Source organism: Candidatus Hydrogenedentota bacterium (genome assembly GCA_035416745.1).
GTDB lineage: Bacteria > Hydrogenedentota > Hydrogenedentia > Hydrogenedentales > SLHB01 > UBA2224.
In genome coordinates this window covers 81,830-102,728 of sequence record DAOLNV010000008.1, presented here as the reverse complement: position 1 = coordinate 102,728, position 20,899 = coordinate 81,830, and the positions used below count along the sequence as shown (strand labels likewise).

Annotated in this window: 18 protein-coding genes and 1 tRNA gene; 11 read left to right on the top strand and 8 right to left on the bottom strand. The window is 60.9% G+C overall.

Going from position 1 to position 20,899, the window contains the following annotated elements:
- Positions 1-166: 166 nt before the first annotated feature.
- The 3 genes from PLJ71_05040 to PLJ71_05030 all read right to left on the bottom strand — a co-directional run bounded on the left by PLJ71_05040 (position 167) and on the right by PLJ71_05030 (position 3,172).
- On the bottom strand, positions 167-970 hold the full coding sequence (locus PLJ71_05040) for a DUF1080 domain-containing protein (GenBank protein ID HQM48029.1): 804 nt from the start codon (positions 968-970) through the stop codon (positions 167-169).
- A gap of 206 nt (positions 971-1,176) precedes the next feature.
- On the bottom strand, positions 1,177-1,980 hold the full coding sequence (thiD, locus tag PLJ71_05035; protein HQM48028.1) for a bifunctional hydroxymethylpyrimidine kinase/phosphomethylpyrimidine kinase: 804 nt from the start codon (positions 1,978-1,980) through the stop codon (positions 1,177-1,179).
- The gene (locus PLJ71_05030) at positions 1,973-3,172 is read right to left on the bottom strand and encodes a nucleoside transporter C-terminal domain-containing protein (GenBank protein ID HQM48027.1); all 1,200 of its coding nucleotides are present in this window, start codon (positions 3,170-3,172) and stop codon (positions 1,973-1,975) included. The genes thiD and PLJ71_05030 overlap by 8 nt, the downstream gene beginning before the upstream one ends.
- Positions 3,173-3,429: 257 nt before the next feature.
- On the opposite strand from PLJ71_05030, the gene PLJ71_05025 reads away from it, so the two are divergent.
- A complete protein-coding gene (locus PLJ71_05025; protein HQM48026.1) occupies positions 3,430-4,704 on the top strand; it encodes a DegT/DnrJ/EryC1/StrS family aminotransferase in 1,275 nt (424 codons plus the stop codon).
- Positions 4,705-4,892: 188 nt separating this feature from the next.
- Here PLJ71_05025 and PLJ71_05020 read toward each other — a convergent pair whose 3' ends face one another.
- The 3 genes from PLJ71_05020 to PLJ71_05010 all read right to left on the bottom strand — a co-directional run bounded on the left by PLJ71_05020 (position 4,893) and on the right by PLJ71_05010 (position 9,105).
- Positions 4,893-5,864 (bottom strand): GDP-mannose 4,6-dehydratase, encoded by a 972-nt coding sequence (locus tag PLJ71_05020; GenBank protein ID HQM48025.1) that lies wholly within the window; start codon positions 5,862-5,864, stop codon positions 4,893-4,895.
- Between the two features lie 117 nt (positions 5,865-5,981).
- Complete coding sequence (locus tag PLJ71_05015; GenBank protein ID HQM48024.1) at positions 5,982-7,994, bottom strand: beta-galactosidase; 2,013 nt, start codon at positions 7,992-7,994, stop codon at positions 5,982-5,984.
- 190 nt (positions 7,995-8,184) lie between these two features.
- A complete protein-coding gene (locus tag PLJ71_05010; protein HQM48023.1) occupies positions 8,185-9,105 on the bottom strand; it encodes a DUF1559 domain-containing protein in 921 nt (306 codons plus the stop codon).
- 622 nt (positions 9,106-9,727) lie between these two features.
- On the opposite strand from PLJ71_05010, the gene PLJ71_05005 reads away from it, so the two are divergent.
- The 9 genes from PLJ71_05005 to PLJ71_04965 all read left to right on the top strand — a co-directional run bounded on the left by PLJ71_05005 (position 9,728) and on the right by PLJ71_04965 (position 16,922).
- Positions 9,728-9,802 (top strand) — tRNA-Gln (locus PLJ71_05005).
- Between the two features lie 156 nt (positions 9,803-9,958).
- Positions 9,959-10,909, top strand: coding sequence for a ribose-phosphate pyrophosphokinase (locus tag PLJ71_05000; GenBank protein ID HQM48022.1), 951 nt, complete (start codon positions 9,959-9,961; stop codon positions 10,907-10,909).
- 24 nt (positions 10,910-10,933) lie between these two features.
- Positions 10,934-11,641, top strand: coding sequence for a 50S ribosomal protein L25 (locus tag PLJ71_04995; GenBank protein HQM48021.1), 708 nt, complete (start codon positions 10,934-10,936; stop codon positions 11,639-11,641).
- 96 nt (positions 11,642-11,737) lie between these two features.
- Positions 11,738-12,295, top strand: coding sequence for an aminoacyl-tRNA hydrolase (pth, locus tag PLJ71_04990; protein ID HQM48020.1), 558 nt, complete (start codon positions 11,738-11,740; stop codon positions 12,293-12,295).
- A 34-nt stretch (positions 12,296-12,329) separates the two neighbouring features.
- On the top strand, positions 12,330-12,827 hold the full coding sequence (ilvN, locus tag PLJ71_04985) for an acetolactate synthase small subunit (GenBank protein HQM48019.1): 498 nt from the start codon (positions 12,330-12,332) through the stop codon (positions 12,825-12,827).
- A gap of 3 nt (positions 12,828-12,830) precedes the next feature.
- Positions 12,831-13,826: a ketol-acid reductoisomerase gene (gene ilvC / locus PLJ71_04980; protein HQM48018.1), complete on the top strand. Its 996-nt coding sequence runs from the start codon at positions 12,831-12,833 to the stop codon at positions 13,824-13,826.
- Between the two features lie 117 nt (positions 13,827-13,943).
- Positions 13,944-14,675, top strand: coding sequence for a C4-type zinc ribbon domain-containing protein (locus PLJ71_04975; GenBank protein ID HQM48017.1), 732 nt, complete (start codon positions 13,944-13,946; stop codon positions 14,673-14,675).
- Between the two features lie 130 nt (positions 14,676-14,805).
- Positions 14,806-15,657, top strand: a complete 852-nt coding sequence (gene accD, locus PLJ71_04970; GenBank protein HQM48016.1) for an acetyl-CoA carboxylase, carboxyltransferase subunit beta — start codon at positions 14,806-14,808, stop codon at positions 15,655-15,657.
- Complete coding sequence (locus tag PLJ71_04965) at positions 15,654-16,922, top strand: folylpolyglutamate synthase/dihydrofolate synthase family protein (protein ID HQM48015.1); 1,269 nt, start codon at positions 15,654-15,656, stop codon at positions 16,920-16,922. Before accD ends, PLJ71_04965 begins: the two co-directional genes overlap by 4 nt.
- Positions 16,923-17,088: 166 nt before the next feature.
- On the opposite strand, the gene PLJ71_04960 is transcribed toward PLJ71_04965, so the two are convergent.
- Both PLJ71_04960 and PLJ71_04955 read right to left on the bottom strand, forming a co-directional pair.
- Entirely contained in the window at positions 17,089-18,195 is a 1,107-nt protein-coding gene (locus PLJ71_04960; protein HQM48014.1) for an anaerobic sulfatase maturase, read from the bottom strand.
- 130 nt (positions 18,196-18,325) lie between these two features.
- On the bottom strand, positions 18,326-19,177 hold the full coding sequence (locus PLJ71_04955; GenBank protein HQM48013.1) for a glycoside hydrolase family 25 protein: 852 nt from the start codon (positions 19,175-19,177) through the stop codon (positions 18,326-18,328).
- A gap of 303 nt (positions 19,178-19,480) precedes the next feature.
- Here PLJ71_04955 and PLJ71_04950 point away from each other — a divergent pair, with 303 nt between their 5' ends.
- A complete protein-coding gene (locus tag PLJ71_04950) occupies positions 19,481-20,857 on the top strand; it encodes an FAD-dependent oxidoreductase (GenBank protein HQM48012.1) in 1,377 nt (458 codons plus the stop codon).
- Positions 20,858-20,899: the final 42 nt, after the last annotated feature.

Genomic DNA, 20,899 nt, shown 5'->3' with positions numbered 1-20,899 from the left:
GAGGAACGCAACCGCATCGTTCAGCACGACGCTTCGAAAGCCTGTTGCAGACGCTCATCGTGCCGTTTCGGCGCGCGCCCGTTCCCTATCTCCAAGCCTTAGGACGCAGTCACGCCGGGGAATGCCGGTGGTTCGCGGTCGTCCGGAAGCCGTTCCGCCAAGAGCCTCATTTGTCGAGTTTAAGGATTTCCACCTTGCGGAATTCGATGGGATGGCTTTCGGACTGCAATGAGATCGTGCCGCCCGTGAGCATCTTGTTCTGTCCCGCATCGAGGAGCTTCCTGGCGTCCGCATCGCCGTCATCCAATTGCGGGTCGGTGTACGTGAGGACCGTTTCGCCGTTGATGATGTGCTTTATGGTGTTGCCGCGCACCTCGACCTCGGCGGTCACCCACTGATCGCCGTCGTAGGTCTTGGACGTTGAGTTGATGCAGTGTTTCTTCTCGAGCTTGCCGTCAATCACGACGTGCGTGCCGGGCGTGCACAGATTGCCGGTGGTCCGCTCGCCCGAGCCCCTGCCACCGAGCAGCTGCACTTCGATCGAGACCGGGAAACTCTGGTCCTTGGCCATGCTTTGGGGCGTTTGGCCGTGGATCATGATGCCGCTGTTGCGCCAAGCCCAGTCGGCCCCACCCGGAGCCTGTTCGCCCACAAACCGGTACTCTACCCGCAACCGGTAGCTCGAGAATGGGTCTTTATAGAACAAATGGCCGAACTGCCCGTCGAACTGCCCGTATCCGTCGTAGCCTACCTTGAGGACGCCGTCTTCCACCCGGAACGTGTTGGCAAAGTTGTCGCCGCACTCGTGCTTGGCGATTTTCGGAGTCCATCCGTCAAGGTTCTTGCCGTTGAAAAGGCTGACCCATTTTTCTTCGGCCTTTTCTTCTTCCGCGGCAACAGCCGCCGTAGCGGCGGCCACCAGACAAATCCCCCACACGACGGCATGGAGAAACAGCCCGTGAATCTTCATGACAAGTCCCTCTTTCTCGTTGCCCATTTTCGCCTGCCCGGCAAGTGTAGCGCGCCGTTCGAACCGGAGCAACTCCCCGCACGGGCGCACCCGAGATGCCGGGAGCTTCTGCTGTCTGAGGAAACGGCCGGAACAGACCAGGCGGCCTTGCCTCGCGAGACGTTCGCTCTGTCCCGAGCCCTGTCTCCGGGTCGCGAGCGGAAACTCTATCCGTTCGCCTGCCAGAAATGATTGAGCGGGCCATGGCCCGACCCGAGCGGAAAGCTGTGTTTTATCGCCCCGGAAAGGTAGTCTTTTGCCAGCCGCACCGCCTCGGTGACCGGGCGTCCTTTGGCGAGATACGCCGCGATGGCTGCCGAGTAGGTGCATCCCGTACCGTGGGTGTTCTTCGTGGGGATACGCCGCGCCGAGAAGGTCGTGACGGTCTCTCCATCGAAAAGATAGTCAACGGCTTCGCTGCCCGCCATGTGGCCGCCTTTGACCAGCACGAACCGGGCGCCCAGACCGTGAATCCTCCTTGCCGCTTCTTCGACGGCCTCCGGGCTGGCTATCGGCGCCCCGGCCAGCACTTCCGCTTCGGGCACATTGGGCGTTACAACGTAGGCCAGCGGCAGGATCCGTTCGCGCACGGCCTGCTGTGCCGATTCCCGCAACAGAGGGTCCCCGCTCTTGGCTACCATCACGGGATCGACCACCAGTTTGGCGATCTTGTTCCGGGCCACGCTGTCCGCCACGGCTTCGGCAATCGCGGCGCTGGACAACATGCCCGTCTTGGCCGCATCGACGCCGATGTCCTGGGCGACGTCGTCAATTTGCTCCGCGACAAACTCGGGCGGCAGATCGTGCACCCCGGTCACGCCGAGGGTGTTCTGGGCCGTGACCGACGTAATGGCCGCCATCCCGAATACCCGCAGGGCGGTAAACGTCTTGAGATCGGCTTCGATCCCCGCGCCCCCCCCGCTGTCGCTCCCGGCAATGGTCAGTACTCGTGGAATCACGCTCTCAGTCATAGAGGAGCACTCCGGCCACGCATGCGGTGATGAAACAGGCCAACGTGCCGCCGGCAAACGCCCGAAATCCCAGTTCAACGATGTCTTTCCGGCGTTCCGGGGCGAGACTGGTCATTCCCGCTATCAAAATACCTAAACTGCCCGGATTCGCGAAACCGCAGAGGGCGTAGGTGGCAATCATTCGCCCCCGTTCGCTCAAACCCTCCGCGCTCTCGAGTTGCATATATGCGATAAACTCGTTGAGAACCGTCTTTGTTCCCAGCAATTGACCGAGCGTTTTCGCATCGGACAGCGGCGCCCCCATCACCACCGCGAAAGGCTGAAATAGCCAGCCCACGACCTCCTTGAAGCTGACGCCCGCGACCGCGCCAAGCAGCAGATCCGCCAGATAGACCAATCCCAGGAACGCAATCAGCATCGCCCCCACATTCAATGCGAGGGACAGGCCCAGCGACGTCCCCTGGGCCGCCGCGTCCACGAAATTGTGGGTTTCGACGGGCATTTGCACGCGCACATAGCCTGCGGTCGCCGGCTGTTCGGTCTCGGGAACCATGAGCTTCGAGACCACGATGGCGGCTGGCGCGCTCATCAGGGAAGCCGTCAACAGGTGGCCCGGCTCCGCGCCGAATCCGGCATACACCACCATGACGCTCCCCGCAATGGTCGCCATAAACGCGGTCATGACGGTGCACAGCTCGGACCGCGTCATATCCTTTATGTACTGGCGGATGGTTGCCATGGCCTCGATGCCCATCAGGACCAGCAAGGCCGTGCCAAGGGTTTCCGCGCCGGACGTCTTCAGTGTGCGGCGCATAAGCCATGTCGCGATCCGCACCGCCCCCTGGATGATGTGGAAGTGGTACAGAACGCCCGAGAGCGCCGACACGAAAATGATGACGGGCAACGCCTGAAACGCGAGCAGCGCGTTGTAAGAGGGGTCCTTGGCCAGCTCGCCGAACACGAATCCCGCCCCTTCGAGCGACGCCGCGGCCAGCACGTCGGTCACCTTCCCGGCCCAGGCGAACGCAACGCCCTTCGCCCCCGCAGGCAGCATCACCGCCCCGATGACGAACTGCAGCCCGGTGCCCCACAACACAAGACGCCAGGGCGCCTCCCGCCGCCGTTCGGACAACGCCCACGCCAGCAACAGCATCACGAAAAGGCCCAAAAGGCTCACAAACCTGAGAATCATGTCTTTCTTCCGCTACCCGTCTGGTCCGGCGCCGCGCCTCAAACGCGAAACGCGGACAGCACGCTGGCTTCCTTCCGCGTCTATTCTAAGACTCTCGCCGGCAAGTATCGAGTCCGCCTTCACTGCGAGCACGGATGTATCGCGGAACCTGTGGCAAGAAGCTTCATGCTTACGTCCGCGCTCGGTGTCTCCTTGCCCGCCACATCTGGTATGATGTTGCATTCTGCCGCTGTGAGCAATGAGCAAGGAGCTGTCCCATGCCCGACGCATCATCGAACTACGATCCGTTCAAGGCGCGCGCGTTTGTCCAGACGGCAGGGGCAGCCCTGCCCAAACTCGATACGTGGACCCAGATCGGCGGCGACGAGGTACGGATGGTTGCCGAGATGACCCGGCGAAACGAATTGTCGGGAGGCACGCCCGTCGTGCGCGAGTTCGAAGAAGCGTGGCGGAAACACATCGGCAGCCGCTTCTGCGTATCGGTCATGAACGGCACTTCCGCGCTGTACTCGGCGTATTTCGGCGTGGGGGTGGGTCCCGGCGACGAAGTCATCTGTCCCGTCAACACGTGGATCTGCACCATTGCGCCGGCCCTGCTGCTGGGCGCAAAACCCGTCTTCTGCGATATCGATCCGGAAACGCTCATGCTCGATCCCGAAGACGTCAAACGGAAGATCACGGACAAGACCCGCTGCATCTGCGCCGTGCATCTATGGGGAAACGTGTGCGACATGGACGCCCTCCTCGCCATTGGCAAACAACACGGGATCCCCGTCCTCGAGGACTGCTCGCATGCTCATGGCGCCGTTTATAGGGGGAAAATGTGCGGGGCTGTCGGCGTCGCGGGATGCTGGAGCCTCCAGGGCTCGAAAGCCGTGAGCGCGGGCGAAGGCGGCGTCATCACCACCGACGACGTGGACCTGTTCGAGCGCGCCTGTCTTGTCGGGCAGGTAAACCGCATCCAGGGCATCGACCTGGTCACCGAGAGGTATACCGAACACCAGCCGCTGGGCCTGGGCATGAAATTCCGCGCCCATCCGCTCGGCATCGGGATCGCCCTGGTGCAGATGAAAAAGCTGGACGCCCTGAATGCCCGCCGCAAGGCGTATATCGAGGCCGTCGAGCAGGGATTGAAGGACATACCGTGTTTGCGGCCAATAACCGTGTACGAGGGGGTCCAGCGCGGCGGCTATTACGGATTTCCCATTATCTACGATGCGGAAAAACTGGGTGGCAGGCCAGCGGGCGCGCTTCTGCAAGCCGTCAACGCTCAGGGCCTCACCGCGACCATGACGCCCTACCCCAATCTGCACGAACTGCCGCTTTTCGCGAAGGGCTTCGACATCTTCACGCGCAACCGCGGCCCGCTTTGCGCGAGCGAAGGCTACAAAGGCTACAAGCCCGGCGACTTTCCCAACGCGGAACTGGCCGCCCAACGCACCTTGTTTCTGCCGCGGCTGAGTCAACCCGTCGACAACGCGGCGGAGATTGTCCTCGACGCTCTCAAACGCGCCATCGCGCAGTGTCAGTGACAAGAGCTCACAGGAGCGGGGTTGCGGATTCTCCGCGCAAAGCCGCAAAAAGCGGCGAGGAAAGCTGAAGGGAACTCTCCCACCACAGCAGGCGCTTGTCCTGGCGACTGACGTCGGACCAGTTCCGTGTTCCCTGCGCCGTTCCGGACCTTTGCTCCCCTTTCGTGCCTCTTGTCACGGGGCGTCCCTCACACGCCCTGGCGTGTAGGCATCTTCCGCTCGCGATACCACGCGACAAACCGGCGGATGCCTTCGTCCATGCCGGTTTGCGGGTTGTAGCCGAGCATGCGGCGGGCTTTATCGATGTTGGCGCAGGTGATGGTCACGTCGCCGGGCTGCATGGGCTGCGCATCGATGACCGGCGCCTTGCCTACGTGTTTCGCGATCAGCTCGATCAGCTCCTGCAAACGCGTAGTGCGGTTTTCGCCCAGATTGAAAATCTCGTAGCGGAAGGGCGTATCGATCGCCTTGATCACGCCGTCGATACAATCATCGATATAGGTGTAATCACGCCGAGTGGACCCGTCACCAAAGCGGGGGACCGGCTTGCCTTCGTCGATAAGCCGGGTGAACTTGTGGATGGCCATGTCCGGCCGCTGGCGCGGACCATAGACCGTGAAGAACCGCAACATAGTGACGTTCAGTCCGTAGGTGTGGCTGTACACGTGGCCCATGAGCTCGTTCATGCGTTTGGTGGCGGCATAGGGGCTGATCGGCCGCGAAACAGGGTTCTCTTCGTCGAACGGCACTTCCGTGCACCCCCCATAGACCGACGAACTCGACGCAAATACCAGATGCGACGGCTTGAACTCGCGGCACGCATCCAGGACATGCTGCGATCCGATGACGTTCACGCGGTGATAGAGGTTGGGGTTCTGCAACGACGGGCGCACCCCCGCCCGCGCCGCCAGGTGTACGATGACGTCCGGGCGCTCACCATCCACCAGCGCCATGAAAGGCGTCTCGTCGCAAACGTCGAGCTCGTGCAGGAAGAACTCCTTGCGTTTCAGCGCCTTCTCGAGGTTTGACCGTTTGATGGCGGGGTCGTAATAGTCGTTGAAATTGTCCAGCCCCACGACCGTATCCCCCCGCGCCAACAGGCGGTCAACCAGCGTGGAACCAATGAACCCCGCAGCCCCCGTGATCAGCAATTTCGCCATGTGATGCGTCCTTGTTGTAATTTCGGGGACACAATACTCAATTCCGGCTCTGAATGCACAAGACACCTATGGCAAGTAGCGCGCGCGGCGTGTGAATTGAGTATTGTGTCCCCGAAATTACCGAGATTTGCGCAACGCGTATGCATCTGCGAAGACGTCTCGGGCCGCTTCGACCATCTCGGGGTAGGGATAGTCGGTTTCCTGGACGAATCCCACGTTGAAGGATTCGAGGTCGCCCGCCCGGCCCGTGAGGGGCTGGTCCACGTACTGGAACCAGTGGCACCCGACGAACGCCGGGCACTGGACAACGCCGCGGACATATTCCTTGAAGCCCTCCGCGCGAGCCTGCTGGTCCGGGGCCGGCACAAGCCCGGGATGCAGCATGTTGCGGTCGGCTGCCCCGAAATGGAACTCCCCGATCAGCACCGGCTTGCCGAGCCCGTTTTCACCGGTCCACTCTTCGCACATGATCCCGCGAAGATAGAGGTTGGCGCTCACAACGTCGGCTTCTTTCGCGCAGGCCTCGTAGAGGGAGCGCGGCGCTGGCTCCATGCTGAACCGGCAACCGAGGTACAGCTGGTTGGGCGCGTGTTTCCGCAACGCGGCCTTGACCGCGGCGAAATACTTGAGCGCATACCGGTGCACGAATGAGTCCAGGTCGGCCCGGCCGGTCTCGCTCGGCGGGTTCGGCGCGCGCAAGGTATCCCAGTCAACCGCCTTGCAGCCCCATGCGGCATTCAGCGCTTCGATGGAGGCATATTTGGTCTTCAACTCTTCGAGCAAAGCTTTGCGGGCCGGTTGTTCGGGCGGACTCGCCAGGATCCCTTCGTACAGGCCTCCCCACGACATTTCATTGTCTACGAAGTAGCCGATGCAGAGGGGATTGTCCTTGTAGGGTTCGACGGCTTTGGCGACAATCCCGTCAACCTGTTCCTCGAACCCCTCGACCATGAACTCGGCCCCCTTGGACCAGAACCCCGTGCTGCCCTCTACCCTCGGGAACGCGCCCTGCACGCCAAAATTCACGGTAAATGGCATGGGGCTGTTCTTGAGCACCTCGCCGTCGCTCCAATTCCCGATCGTGTTGAACCCCCAGGAACGCAGCCGCGCGTACGAGACCTCCCGCCACGCGGCACGGTGGTCTTCTCCGTATTTTCGGATAAGGTTGGTCAGATAGAAGCGGCCGTCCCGCGGCAGTTCCTCGTACCATCCGTCCCGCCCGTCCAAAGAAGTGGCGTTGCCCTCATCGACGCAGTTCATGCCGAAACTCAAGAACAGCCGCCCCCCCGGCGTCACCAGCCACCATTTGCCGTCGATGTTCTCGCTGCGAAACCATCCCGTCGCTTCGAGCTGCGGACCAGCGGCCCACCCACCCAGGGAGTCGCGCCCCGGCAACGCGGGCGCTGCGCGAAGCGCCGCCGCTTCCTCTTCGCGCTGTTGGGTGAAGTCCTTCTCGGATGCGACCTTTCCTCGCCAATCCCGGTGGATGTATTGCCCAAACCGGTCCACAAACGGGAACGGCACAATCCGTTCCTCGGGAGCCCCCGGCTCGAACAGGCGGATGTTGTCAATCAAGAGCTTCCGGGGACCTTCCGGGCGCAGCAGATAGATTTGGAAACTGCGGACGTTTCCCTGCTCGATGGTAAATGAGGGAATCTGTGTTCCGTGCGCCGACGTCACGCCGTAAATGGGTATTGCCCGCAACCCCTGGAAAATTCCCGTGCCTCCGTGAGTGAAGAAGATGTGCAGCGTGCCGCGTTCGCCCGGCTCGAACGTGCGATGGTTGCGCCCGTACTGTCTTCGCCCGTCTTGGCCAAGGCTTTCCACGCTGGCAAAGATGTCCACCGGCTCGCCGCTCAGGTTGTGGACTTCGGCCGCGATGCCCGCGTACCCGCTCCAGTCCCAGCCGGTTTCAGGCGCTTCGAGGGCAATACCCGGACGGCCTTCGGCCTGGCACCGGATTTCCAGGGCCTGATTGTCTCCCGAGCGCTTCAATGATGCTTTCGCCGATTGCTGCACAAGATTCGCGGGGAGGGTCTTCGACTCGAAATCCTCAAGCACCGCCGCATCCGCGGACAACAGCGAGCCAGCCGGAAAACAAGCCAAGACCACCAGAAAAAGATGCTTCATTGGAGGTACTCCGTTCGGGTCCGGGAAGGTGCGGCGGCCCCTTCCGTCACTATGCCGGGTCGACGGCCCATGCCGCCTTCAATATAGACGGAAAAGCCGGCCGTTTCGAGAAGGCGCCCTTCTGCTCAAACGGCAGGCACGTTTATCCTGATGAGACACGCCCTTGAGCGGCGCGTGCCGCCATGAACGTTTACATACCTAAGTTGGCCATTTCGGCCATGGACCTCGTGACCGGAAACTCGCCGGGATACCGTATGAACTCCACATGGCCATCCATATAGAGCACATTGCTTCCGCCGGGGATATGGTTCATAACCATGTAGTTCTCTTTTCCCGCGGTAAGCCCGTCAAAGCATACTGCCAGTTCGCTCTGGGCCATGGCGCCCCCGGCCGGGTTGTTGATATCGGTGACCATGAACCGCTCGATACCCTCGCGCAAGCGGTAAATCGTGTCGCCGCCGCCGTTCCCATCGGGTTTGACACCAGAGATGTCTTCCTCCAATACCGTGTTGTTTTCGAAGGTCCCGATCGTGAAAAGCGGCGCCAGCGCTGTGAAACCCGCCACCAATTGCGAAGGGACTGCCGGAATCGACAGGAAAGGCACCAGGTTGTTCTCCGGGATATCGTTGCACCGGTCAAAGGCGAAGCCGAAATAGAAGTAGCAGTCGCCGGGCTGCGAAATGAATCCCACATACTGGCAGGTTCCCGACCCGTCGTCCTCGATAACGCCAACACCCACGGCCGGCAGCTGGTTATAGAGCGGCCACGAGGGGCAAATCAACACGTTCGGGTCGGTCAGATACTCGGGATACAGGGCCCCCGTGTCCACGCCCATGCTCAAATCCGTCCCGTAATTCAGGCAGCCCGGGGGCGCCTGGTTCGGCCCCGTCAACGCATACGGGTTAGCCCCGTATGCCCGGGGCCATCTTTCCCCCCTCGACTCGTTTGAGTACATCTTGCACATCAGCCCAATTTGTTTAAGGTTGTTGGCACAGCTGGCCCTCCGTGCCGCTTCCCGCGCACGCGCCAGCGCGGGCAGCAAGATTGCCGCAAGAATTCCGATGATAGCAATAACGACCAGAAGCTCGATCAAGGTGAATCCTCGTTTCATCGCCGTCCCCTCCTTATGTATTGGAAGTAAGCGCCTCAAGAATCCCTCTCTTACGGGCATTATTTCAGATTCTTGAGAAAAACACAATGCTCTCTTTTAGCACTATTGCGCGTGTGCGTTCATGGCCTTCCTCTCGATATTTCTGTCCGCCAATTCAGACGGGCATTTCGAGGAGTTCAGCGCGAAGTCAGAGAAGCCGCATACGCATAAATGACCAATGGGACTCATATGCGGACTGAGAGTGAGCTCTTTAGAAAGGGCTATGCTTATATGCGGCAGCGTGCACAGGCGACGAGACGACTGCCACCTATGAGAAGTGGATACGGCAAGTGTTCGACAGGCTCTTTCGTTCGATGCAGGAACCCCCAAAGCGGGCGCGCCCCGGCAGTCGCGCCGTGGATGTGGTTGCGGTCCAAGTGCCGCGCCAAGTCCCATCAGTCAGCCTACGCTGGGAACCATCCATGAGCGGCGCGGCGGGCAAAAATTGACTTGCCTGCAAACGCGTTGTTATACTCTCCCAATTGCCTTGGCATGCCAACGCGGTCCAGGCAGCCAACTTACAGCGTATGAGCCTCGCGCGCTACGCTCGGCGCCGGGGAGGCATCACGTATCGGTATTCCGCTGGGGCGTAGCCAAGTGGTACGGCATCGGCCTTTGGAGCCGACATTCGTAGGTTCGAATCCTACCGCCCCAGCCAGGTCTGTTATTGGCTCGCGGGGGCGAACATGGGTGTGAGTACACGGCCAGGTCAAACCGGGCTTGAACGAAGCTGCGGCGCCGCCTGGCAAAGAGAGGCCGCCGAGACCCGGGAAGGGCTCACGGACGAAGCAACGGTTCGAAGGGTTGGTGTGGTTTGGCCTACAGCGACGAAATGAAAGTATTCTCCGGCACAGCATCGGGCATTCTCACGGAGCGGCTCTGCGCCCATCTGGGTATCGAGTGCGGCAACGCACACGTGCAGCGCTTCAGCGACGGCGAGATACGTGTCCAATTTCAAGAGAATATCCGAGGCAAGGACGTGTTCCTGGTCAACAGCACGTCGCCCCCCGTGAACGAGCATCTGGTCGAGCTGCTGATTCTAATCGACGCGGCCCGCCGCGCATCCGCCGCCCGAATTACGGCTGTCCTGCCTTACTTCGGCTATGCGCGTCAGGACCGTAAAGACCGGCCGCGTGTCCCCATCACGGCCAAATTGGTGTCGAATCTCATAGTTGCCGCGGGCGCCAACCGCGTGTTGGCGGTTGACCTGCACTGCGACCAAATCCAGGGTTTCTTTGATATCCCCGTTGACCACCTCAGCGGCGAGGTCGCGTTTACAAAACACTTCCGCCAACTGCGGCCGTCGAACGACTTTGTCGTGGTGTCGCCGGACACCGGCAGCGTGCACCGCATCCGCCGGTTTGCGAAGCGGCTCGAGGTCCCGCTCGCAATCGTTGACAAGCGCCGGCCCAAGGCGAACGTCTCGGAAGTCATGAACCTCATCGGAGAGGTCAAAGATCGCCATGCAATCATCTTCGACGATTTGATTGATACGGGGGGCACCCTCGTTAAAGCCGCTGAGGCGATCAAGGCCCGGGGCGCTATTGATGTCATCGCGTGCGCCACGCATGCGGTGTTCAGCGGCCAGGCCGTGAGCCGCATCGCGAATTCCGTGCTCGAGGAAGTCTGGGTAAGCGATTCCATACCCTTGTCCGAGGAGGCCGCGGCCTGCCCGAAGATAAAGGTACTGTCGATCGCATCCCTGATCGCCGAGGGCATTCGCCGTATCCACGCGGAAGAATCAGTAAGCATCTTGTTCGAATGACTTCGATTTGGAGGCCAATACACCATGGAACTGAAGAAACTAGCGATTACCCTTCGAGAGGAAGGGACCGGCAAAGGGGCTGTGCACAGACTTCGTAAGACGGGCCAGATCCCCGTGGTGCTGTATGGCGGGGACAAAGGCGCGGTATCCGTGCAGGTGAACGAGAAGGAGTTCTTGCATCTCATTCACGGCCGGGGCGGCGAACACGCCATCGTACAGCTGGAATGCGAAAACCAACCCGACCTGAACAGCCCGGCCATGCTCAAGGCGGTGCAGCATCACCCGTTTCGCGCGGAGGTGCTGCATGCTGACTTCATGCGGATCCGCCTCGATGAGCGCATTCGCACCCTTGTGCCGCTGGTGCTTACCGGCCAGGCCAGGGGAATCGTGGAAGGCGGCGTGCTCGACCATCAGTCGCGCGAACTCGAAGTCGAGTGCTTTGCGCTCGAAGTCCCTGAAAAGATCACCGCGGACATATCCGGCTTGGGCATCGGCGAGGTCATCCACGTGAGAGACCTGCAGATTCCGCCGAACGTGACCGTTCTCACGGAGCCCGACCGCGCTGTCGCGGCGGTGCTTGCGCCTCGCGTCGTTGAAGAAGCGCCTGTGGAAGGCGAAGTGCCGGCTGAAGGCGAAGTGCCGGCCGAAGGCGCAGCCGCGGAAGCCGAAGGCACGGAAGGCGGCGAAGCCCCCAAGAAAGGCGAAACCTCCGAGAAAAAGAAGAAGGAATAGCGTTCTTATCCTTGGCCTGCCGCTCATCAGGTGTTGGAATTGAGATAACGGGGCCGTTTGCGGCAGGGGATAGCCGGCGTTATCAGGAAAAAGCGCGTGAAACTCATTGTGGGGTTAGGCAATCCGGGTCCCAAATATCGCAATACGCGGCATAACGCCGGGTTCAGGGTCCTGGATCGCGTGGCGGAACGCCTGCGCGCGTCCTTTTCCAAGGAGAAATACCACGCCCTGGTGGCCGAGACGTCGCACGAGGGCCAGCGGCTCGTGCTCATGAAACCGCTCACCTTCATGAACAAGAGCGGGTTGGCCGCGGCACGAGCCCTGCGCTATACCGGCATCGGGCTCGCCGACATGCTCGTCGTGGTAGATGATGTGAATTTGCCCTTGGGCCGGCTGCGGTTGCGCGGCGACGGAAGCGCGGGAGGCCATAACGGGCTGCGCTCCATCATCGAACATGTTGCGAGCGACGCCTTTCCCAGGCTTCGCCTGGGAGTAGGCGCCGTCGAAGACCCGGCGGGCATGGTGAACCATGTGCTGAGTGACTTTGCCGCCGCGGAACGGCAGGACGTGGAGGAAATGATCGGCCGCGCGGCCGATGCCGTGCTCAGCTTCGTGACCAGCGGGCTGGAACGGACAATGAATACGGTTAACTAGGCCGGAACCAGTTGCCGGCGAGTCGGGAGTTATCATGAGACACACCATGAGCATTCTCGTCGAGAATCAATTCGGCGTGTTGGCCCGTGTTTCCGGCCTGTTCAGCGCCCGAGGCTACAATATTGACAGCCTTTGCGTGGCGGAAACCGAGAATCCCGCCGTATCCCGCATGACCGTCGTCGTGCGCGGCGACGACAAGGTGCTTCAGCAGATCGAGAAACAACTGAAGAAACTGGTGGAAACCATCGAGGTGACGGACCTCACAGGCACCTCCCACGTGGAACGCGAACTCGTCATGATCCGCGTGAAGGCGGCAGGAAAGAAGCGCAGCGAGGTCATCGAAATCGCAAACATCTTTCGCGCGAAGGTCGTGGATCTGAGCCCCGATTTCATCGTCGTCGAAGGCACGGGGTCCGCGGGAAAAATCAAGGCGTTTATTGATATGATGCACCCCTTCGGCATCGAAGAATTGGTGCGCACCGGAAAGATCGCCATCGGGCGGTCACTCAACAACGACACGAGAGGGAGATAGATCATGGCCAAGATTTACTACGAGAAAGATGCCGACAGATCCGTCCTGAACGGCAAGACCGTCAGCATAATCGGATTTGGCAGCCAGGGCCACGCCCATGCGCAGAACCTGCGGGACGGCGGCGTGAACGTGGTGGTCGGAGAACTGATCGACGACAAAAACCCCAACTACAAGGCCGCAAAAGAAGCCGGGTTCGAGGTAATGACCGCCGCCGAGGCCGCCAAGCGCGGCGACATTGTGGTCGTACTTGTACCTGACACCGTCCAGAAAACGGTCTACGAAAACGACCTCAAGCCCAACCTGAAACCGGGCAACTCGCTGATGTTTGCCCACGGGTTCAACATTCACTACAAGTTCATCGAGCCCGGACCCGACATCGATGTGTGGATGATCGCTCCGAAAGGCCCCGGCCATCTGGTCCGCGACGAATTCGTGAAGGGCGCCGGGGTGCCCTGCCTTGTGGCCATTCATCAGGATGCCACCGGCAACGCCCTCAAGACGGCCCTTGCGTACGGGTGCGGTCTCGGCGGCGGACGGGGCGGCATCATCGAGACCACGTTCAAAGAGGAGACGGAAACCGACCTTTTTGGCGAACAGACCGTCCTGTGCGGGGGGTCGGCGGCCCTGCTGAAAGCCGGCTTCGAAATCCTTACCGAGGCGGGTTACCAGCCGGAAATCGCCTATTTCGAGGTCCTTCATGAGTTGAAACTAATCGTCGATTTGTACTATCGTGGCGGCTTGAGTTTCATGAACTATTCGGTGAGCGACACGGCGGAATACGGCGGGTACACCGTGGGACCGCGCGTGATTACCGAGGAGTCGAAGAAGGCTATGCGCACCGCCCTCAAACGCATCCAGAACGGCGAATTCGCCAAGGAATGGATGAACGAATACGCGACTGGCGGGCAACATTTCAAGAAGCTCCGGGAAGCGGATGCTTCGCATCCCGTCGAACGGGTCGGAGCGGAACTCCGAAAAATGATGACCTGGATCAAGTGACGACCAGGGCCGCGGCAGACGCCGCGGCCCTTTTTTTAACACCAATTGAATCGGTTCAGTGCGCCGCGGGGCGCGGGAAACCTCATCTCGCCGCGGTTTCCCCAAAGGAGGCAACGGGTGAAGACGTTATTGCGCCTGCAGGATCTCGATTTGCGCATCGAAGCATGCAATGCCCGCGAGGGAGAGATTCCGAAACAGAAAGAGAAGTTTAACGTGCAAAAGGAGCGGCTCGAAGCGGAACTCCAGGAAAGGCGCGAAGCCCTCAAGAGACTGCAGATCGGACAGCGCGAGTGCGAAGTCGAAATCGACCAGAAACAAGCACACGTCACCAGATACAACGAACAGCTTTTTGCCATCAAGAAGAACGAAGAGTATCAAGCCCTCCTTCACGAAATCGACCTCCTCAAGAAACAAATCTCCGTTCAAGAGGAGCGCATGATCTCATTAATGGTGGAACTGGACGACGCGAAGGCCCGTTTCGAGGAAGACCAGAAGCGCATCAAGACGGAGATCGAGACCCTCGATACACAATGCCGCGAAGTGGATGCCGAGCTCGCTGAAGCCATCGAGGCGCGCCTGAGACTCGAGGAAGAACGGAGACCTCTGCTCGAGCAGGTCGAGCCGCAGCTCCTGTCGAAATACCGCCGTATCCGCAAGAACAAGACGACCGGGCCCGCGGTCGTACCGTTGCGCGGCGACATCTGTTCGGGATGCAACATGAATGTGCGTCCCCAAATTGTCAACGAGGTTCTCGCGGGGGAGGTTCGCGCGTGTTCTCAGTGCGGCCGCCTCTTGTACAACAAGGAGACCCTGACTGAGCAGGAACGTAACGCTGAAACCGCCGTCTGACGCTTAAACTGCCCTCTTGCAGTGTATCCGATTCCGCAAACATGGTATGATACGGGGCAGACAATAGTAAGGACGATTGGAACCCCGGCTGGCAGGACGGCAACCGGCAGCGCTAGGGACGGGGGGAGTTATGGCTTTTCCACATCGAAGACGTTTTGTATCGGTGGTGGGACGTAAGAGCGGCGTCCCCGAAGGATTATGGATAAAGTGCCCGGCCTGCAAACAAGCGGTGTACGGGACGGACGTGAAAGACAACCAGGAAGTCTGTCCCCAATGCAATTACCATCACCGGGTAACTGTCTGGCAACGCATCGAGTGGCTGCTGGATCCCGACTCGTTCACGGAGACCCACGCCAATCTCATCTCCGCGGATCCGCTCGGGTTCAGCATTAAGGAAGTCTCGTATTCCTACGCTCAGAAGGTCAGCGATTATCAGAAAAAAACCGGGTTGAAAGAAGCCATCATCACGGGCTTTGGCTGCATCGAGCAGGAGCGCGCGGCCTTCAGTTTCATGGACTTCTCCTTTGCCGGCGCCAGTATGGGTTCCGTGGTCGGCGAGAAGTTCTGCCGGGCGGCCGACGATGCTATTCGCGAACGCGTGGTTCTCCTTTCCTTCGCGGCTTCTGGCGGGGCGCGCATGCAGGAAGGCACCCTGGGCCTCATGCAAATGGCCAAGACCGCCGACGCCGTACGCGCGCTCAATGAAGCCGCCATCCCCTATATCTCAATCCTGACGAATCCCACAACCGGCGGCGTCTATGCCAGCTTCGCCAGCTTGGGCGACATTGTTCTCGCGGAACCCGGCGCCGAGATCGGCTTCGCGGGAAAGCGCCTTATCGAGGGCGCCCTGAAAGTCACCATCCCCGAAGGGTTTCAGACGAGCGAGTACCAGTTCGCGAACGGCTTTGTCGACGCCATTGTCTCGCGCACCGAGATGCGGCCGCTGCTCGGTAAGCTCCTTCGGTACATGAAACCCCTGTGAACGCGCGCGAATACCTTGCCAGTCTCGAGTTTCACGGGGTCAAGCTCGGGCTCGACAACATCCGCCGCCTCCTTGCCGGAGCGGGCAACCCCCACGCCTCGTACCCGAGCGTGCACGTCGGCGGCACCAACGGGAAAGGCAGCGTCGTAGCCATGCTCGACGCCATATGCCGCGCTGCCGGCCTGCGCACCGGCCGCTATACGAGCCCACACATTATCGACGTGAACGAGCGCTTCCTCATCAATGGACACCCCGTGAGCGACGCTGAACTCGATGAGACCCTCGCGTATTTCCGGCGAATCGCCGAGACCATGGCGCCTCCCCCCACCTATTTCGAGGTTGTGACTGCGGTCGCGTTCCGCATTTTTCAGCAAGAGAAGGTCGACATCGCCCTTGTAGAAGTGGGCCTGGGCGGGCGTTTCGACGCCACGAACGTTATCACGCCTGTTGCAGCCGCCATAACAAACGTCGATCTCGAACATACCCAATACCTTGGCGACACGCTCGAAAAGATCGCCTTCGAGAAGGCCGGCATTCTGAAGGAGGGCGTGCCGGTGGTCACCTCGGAAACACGTTCCGAACCGGTGACCGTAATCCTCGAACGCGCCCGGGCGCTGAACTGTCCCGTACATCTCATGCATCGCGATTTTGATTTCGAGATACAGGGAGCCCCTTGGAATCAAGTATTTGCTTACCGGAGCGATGCCTTACGCCTGGGCCCGCTGACCCTCGGGCTGGCCGCGGATTACCAGGGTCCGAACGCTGCCGTTGCCGCAGCGCTGGCGGAATGCCTCATGCAGACGTTTCCGCGGCTCGGCGAAGAGGCAATTATAAGAGGACTGGAAACCGCGAAATGGCCGTGCCGGCTCGAGCGGGTTCTCGAGGACCCGCCGGTGATCATCGACGTGGCGCACAATCCAGCGGGCATACGCCAACTGGTGCGCCAGGTGTCTCGGTGCGCCGCCGTTATGGCCGTGTCCTCCGATAAGAACGCCGCGGAGATGGTACGCCACCTGGCGACAGTCGCCGACCCGCTGATCTTGACGCAATTCACCGGGCACCGGGCGCTTCCTGTCGGACGGCTGTGTGCCGCGGCGGGCCAGATCGCGCATCAGCGCGTCGAGCGCCTCGAAGATGCAATCATGGCGGGGATGCGCGCGGCAGACGCGACAAAACCCCTCCTCATCACCGGCTCCGTATACACGGCGGGGCAAGCGCGCGCGATGCTCATGGCCAAGTATAACGCCCGCCCTCTCCAGTTCTGAGGGCATCTGTCCCAAGGAAAGGGTAACAGGCATTTCGTAAGACGTACATGACCTTCCATGAGCCCTATGAGACCCGTTCCGGAAGCGCTCGCGGCGTGGCTTATCTTCCCGGCCACCTCGCCCTGGCCACCGCAAAGGTCTTCTGTTCGCCGCGGACCGCAGACCATCAAACGTTCTGTCTGGCCATCTTCTTCGCCAAAGCGTTCAATCGCGGCGCCGCATGGGCGAAAAACCGCTTGTACGCTTCGCACAGCACCGTTGGCTGCCGGAAATCGTCTCCGAGAAACAGCCGGTCCTTCTGGCAGCCGCCATGGCATAGCTGCCGCCAGGGACATCCCCCGCAGGCCGGCACTTTGCTCTTCTGGTAGGCGAACTGCTTGTACTTTTCCGACTCCAGAAACGTGTGGAGGGGCGCGTCCATCAGATTACCGAGTTTCCAATGGCCGTACACGAAAAAGTCGCAGGGGTACACGTCGCCGTTGTGCTCGACCACCACGTAGTAGTTGCAGACCCGGCCAAAGGTGCACATCGGCTGGCCTTGGCCCATACGTTGCGCCAGCATGGCGTCGAAATCGCGTATCGAAACCCGCCCGAACCCGTCCTTCGCCCAGAAATCAAAGATCTCGCATAAGAAATCGCCAAACTTCTCCGGAGAAACGCTGTGTTCGTATCCTGCTTCGACGCAGGGTATGAATTGCAGGTAGAAAAAGCCGTGCTCGACGTACCAGCGAAGGAGTTCGGCCCCCATATCCACATTCTGAGCATTAACCACGCACAAAATGTTGAATTCGACCCGGTGGCGGTTCATGAGCTCCGCCGCCCGCATCACGCTGTCCCAGGAACCCTGCCCGGTCACGTTCACCCGGAAACGGTCATGCACGTCTTGAGGGCCGTCCAGGCTCAGTCCAATGAGGAACTTGTACTGATGAAACAGGCGGCACCAGTCCTCATCGATGAGGATGCCGTTGGTCTGGAGCGCGTTTCCCACACTTTGCCCCGGCGCGCCGTACTTCTGCTGAAGTTCCACGGCGCGTTGAAAGAAATCGAGGCCGCAAAGTGTCGGCTCACCGCCCTGCCACGCGAACACGGTCTGCGGGAACCGGTATTCGAGCAAATTGCGGATCATCTGTTCCTGCACGTCCTCCGGCATGACATGGCGTCTCTGCTCGGGATACAGCTCTTGGGCGCGCAGGTAGAAACAATACTCACAACGCAGGTTGCAGTCAGCACTCGCGGGCTTGATCAGCAGTTGAAATTGTTGCGGCGCGCCCATACCTCAAGTGTAGCAAAGCCGCCTCCACCCCTGCACCCCGCCGCTCAAGGGGCGACTGTGCCAGGTCAGTCACGCCGGGGGACGAGACGCGACTGTCCCCGCTCCCGTACGCACGCGCCTCGCACAGCCCTCACGAAAACGGCCACGCCCGCCGTAGTTCTTCGCCGGTACCGTGGTAGACGTTAACATCGATGTCCTTTCGCGTTCCGGCGACCCGGACCTGCACCTTATACTCGCTCGAAAACTGCCATAGCGTGTAGAAAGACCATATCCCTTCAGGGAAATCCGGAATGCTCTCGCGAAACCGCGCATACCAGAGCGGCGTGTTTCGGAATATGCTCTCTCTGGCCTCCGACGAAATCTGCTCGATGGTGCTGTGATTGCCATACACAAGCGGGTAACGGCCCGTCTTCTCGTGTATGCGGCGAATGAACCGCGCGGCTTCCGGGATGGTCATGCCGTGTTCGAGATCCTCCAAGTCCAAGGCCATGACCTCGTCAGGTCCGGGCTGTGCCGACTTGACATAGAACTCCGCCTGTTTCTCCGGATTCCCCCGCACCCCAAGGTGGTACGACCCCCACAGATACCCGCGTCGAAGCGCCTCGGCCCTCCGTTCGCTGTACTTGGCGTCCGCGCGAAAGCCCTCGCTCGCCTTATGGATGATAGCGGCCACGCGCGTTTCGGTCGCGAGTTTGTCCCAGTCGAGCGGGTTGTCCCAATAGGCGTCAATGATGAGCGGGCGGTCGGGATGGCGCCAGGGCGCGTCAAATATCGTTTCAAAATCGGGGCGCACGGCCACGGCAGGCTCTTCCGGAACGGCCGCCCCGGCTGCCTCAGCAGGAGGAGCCCCGTCCTCAGGCGTCTGCCATACAATCATGAGCGGCCGGAGAGACTCGCCGCGATTGGCCGTCTGGCAGCCCGCAAATACCACGAGCGTCACCACCAGCACGAGTCCCCCAGCGCATGACCTCATCGCCTGCATCAAAAACTCCCCCTCGGGCGGCCCATATCGCCGCCGTCCCCGCAACAAAGCATGATGTCCCCTTTTTCTACGAGCTTACCCCTCAACCACACATCTGCGCAACCCCTCTCTTCCCATCCTTCACACCCTTCTCACTATTCTCGCCTTTCTCGTTCTTCCCGCCCTTCCTGGCCCCATCATCTGAGCACATTGAGAAGCACCGGTGACTGCTGAGAACGCCTCCGTTGTCGTTCCGGCCAGAGCACTTGTTATACTGGGCGAGTCTTGCTATACACGCCCGTTCGAGGCGATGGGGAGACGTTCATGAAGAGATCGCGCCGGGACTTTTTCAAAACGACAGGCATGTGCGCCGCGGCCATTGCGGCCCCGGCTGTGGCGGCTCACGAAAAGCCGCCGACACCCGGCACACCCGCTCCCGAAGTGCGTTGGAGCCGCAAGGTGCCCGTGCGCTACGAGGCCGACGTGGCCGTGGTCGGCGGGGGCATTGCCGGCGTATGCGCGGCGCTCGCGGCGGCCAAGTCCGGAGCGCGCGTGATTCTTGTCGAGCGCTTTGCGGTATGCGGCGGCAACGCGACGGTAGGCGGCGTAGGCGCGTTTTGCGGGGAAACCGCCGGCCAGGGCGAAGCCTTCGACACCATCATTGCCGGTCTCGAAACATGGAAGGCCATCGCCCCCTACGAACCCTATGAACAGCGCGGAGCGCGCGTCTTCAACCATGAAATCCTGGCCATTGTTCTGCAGGAGATTCTCCTGAGCCGCAACGTGAAGCTGCTTTTGCATACTGGCTTCGTCGACGCGCTCGAACAGGGCGGGCGCGTGTCGGAATGCATCGTATGCGGGCCGTCAGGACCCGAGGCGCTGCGGGCAAGACAGTTCATCGATTGTTCGGGCGAAGCCATGCTCGTGCGCATGGCGGGCTTCGAGGTCATGAAGGGACGCCCGGAAGACGGCTACCAGCTGCCAATGTCGTTGATGTACTTCGTGCGGCACGTCGCCGAAGAAGACGCGCAGCCCCAACTGCCCGACGGGTGGTTCGACCCCGTCCGCACGAAAGAAGACCTTCCAATGACGAGCATATGGCCCAACGGCCCCCGCGCGAACGCGCTCAAGCTCAAGGTCCCCATGTTTGACGCCAGCGACACCGAATCGCTTACGGCGGCCGAGATTCGCGCGCGCCGCCGCATGATGGAGGTCCTGGACTACTTCCAGCGCATCGAGAAGAAGCCCTGGTTGCTGGATCACTGCTCCCCGCGCATCGGCATCCGCGAAGGCTGCCGGATTGTTGGCGACTATGTGCTCAAGCTCGAAGACCTCCGCGCCGGGCGAACCTTCGACGACGCCATTGCGCGCGGGGTGTTCTACCTCGACGGTCACAAGCCCGACGATGAGAAGCGCACGTATATCATCCCTGAAGACCAGCGCCGGGTGCCGCCGTATCAGATTCCCTTCCGCTCGCTGCTGACCCGCGGCGCCAAGAACATCCTGGCCGCCGGCCGGTGCTTCTCAGCCGACCAGCTCGCGCTGTCGTCGGCGCGTGTGATGACCACCTGCGCGATGATGGGCCAGGCGGCTGGGGTCGCAGCCGCAATGGCCGCCGAAGCCGGCTGCGACCCGCGCGAGCTGGATTACGGAAACATCCGTACAACCGTTACCGGGCGCGGCGCAAAACTCGATGTATGAGGCGCGAAACCCCAGGCATTGTAATGCGCGGCGTCATATCCT

Excerpts from the sequence above, each read along its gene's own strand:
- PLJ71_05040 (HQM48029.1), bottom strand. The coding sequence starts at position 970 with ATGAAGATTCACGGGCTGTTTCTCCATGCCGTCGTGTGGGGGATTTGT.
- thiD (HQM48028.1), bottom strand. The coding sequence starts at position 1,980 with ATGACTGAGAGCGTGATTCCACGAGTACTGACCATTGCCGGGAGCGAC.
- PLJ71_05030 (HQM48027.1), bottom strand. The coding sequence starts at position 3,172 with ATGATTCTCAGGTTTGTGAGCCTTTTGGGCCTTTTCGTGATGCTGTTG.
- PLJ71_05025 (HQM48026.1), top strand. The coding sequence starts at position 3,430 with ATGCCCGACGCATCATCGAACTACGATCCGTTCAAGGCGCGCGCGTTT.
- PLJ71_05020 (HQM48025.1), bottom strand. The coding sequence starts at position 5,864 with ATGGCGAAATTGCTGATCACGGGGGCTGCGGGGTTCATTGGTTCCACG.
- PLJ71_05015 (HQM48024.1), bottom strand. The coding sequence starts at position 7,994 with ATGAAGCATCTTTTTCTGGTGGTCTTGGCTTGTTTTCCGGCTGGCTCG.
- PLJ71_05010 (HQM48023.1), bottom strand. The coding sequence starts at position 9,105 with ATGAAACGAGGATTCACCTTGATCGAGCTTCTGGTCGTTATTGCTATC.
- PLJ71_04995 (HQM48021.1), top strand. The coding sequence starts at position 10,934 with ATGGAACTGAAGAAACTAGCGATTACCCTTCGAGAGGAAGGGACCGGC.
- ilvN (HQM48019.1), top strand. The coding sequence starts at position 12,330 with ATGAGACACACCATGAGCATTCTCGTCGAGAATCAATTCGGCGTGTTG.
- ilvC (HQM48018.1), top strand. The coding sequence starts at position 12,831 with ATGGCCAAGATTTACTACGAGAAAGATGCCGACAGATCCGTCCTGAAC.
- accD (HQM48016.1), top strand. The coding sequence starts at position 14,806 with ATGGCTTTTCCACATCGAAGACGTTTTGTATCGGTGGTGGGACGTAAG.
- PLJ71_04960 (HQM48014.1), bottom strand. The coding sequence starts at position 18,195 with ATGGGCGCGCCGCAACAATTTCAACTGCTGATCAAGCCCGCGAGTGCT.
- PLJ71_04955 (HQM48013.1), bottom strand. The coding sequence starts at position 19,177 with ATGCAGGCGATGAGGTCATGCGCTGGGGGACTCGTGCTGGTGGTGACG.
- PLJ71_04950 (HQM48012.1), top strand. The coding sequence starts at position 19,481 with ATGAAGAGATCGCGCCGGGACTTTTTCAAAACGACAGGCATGTGCGCC.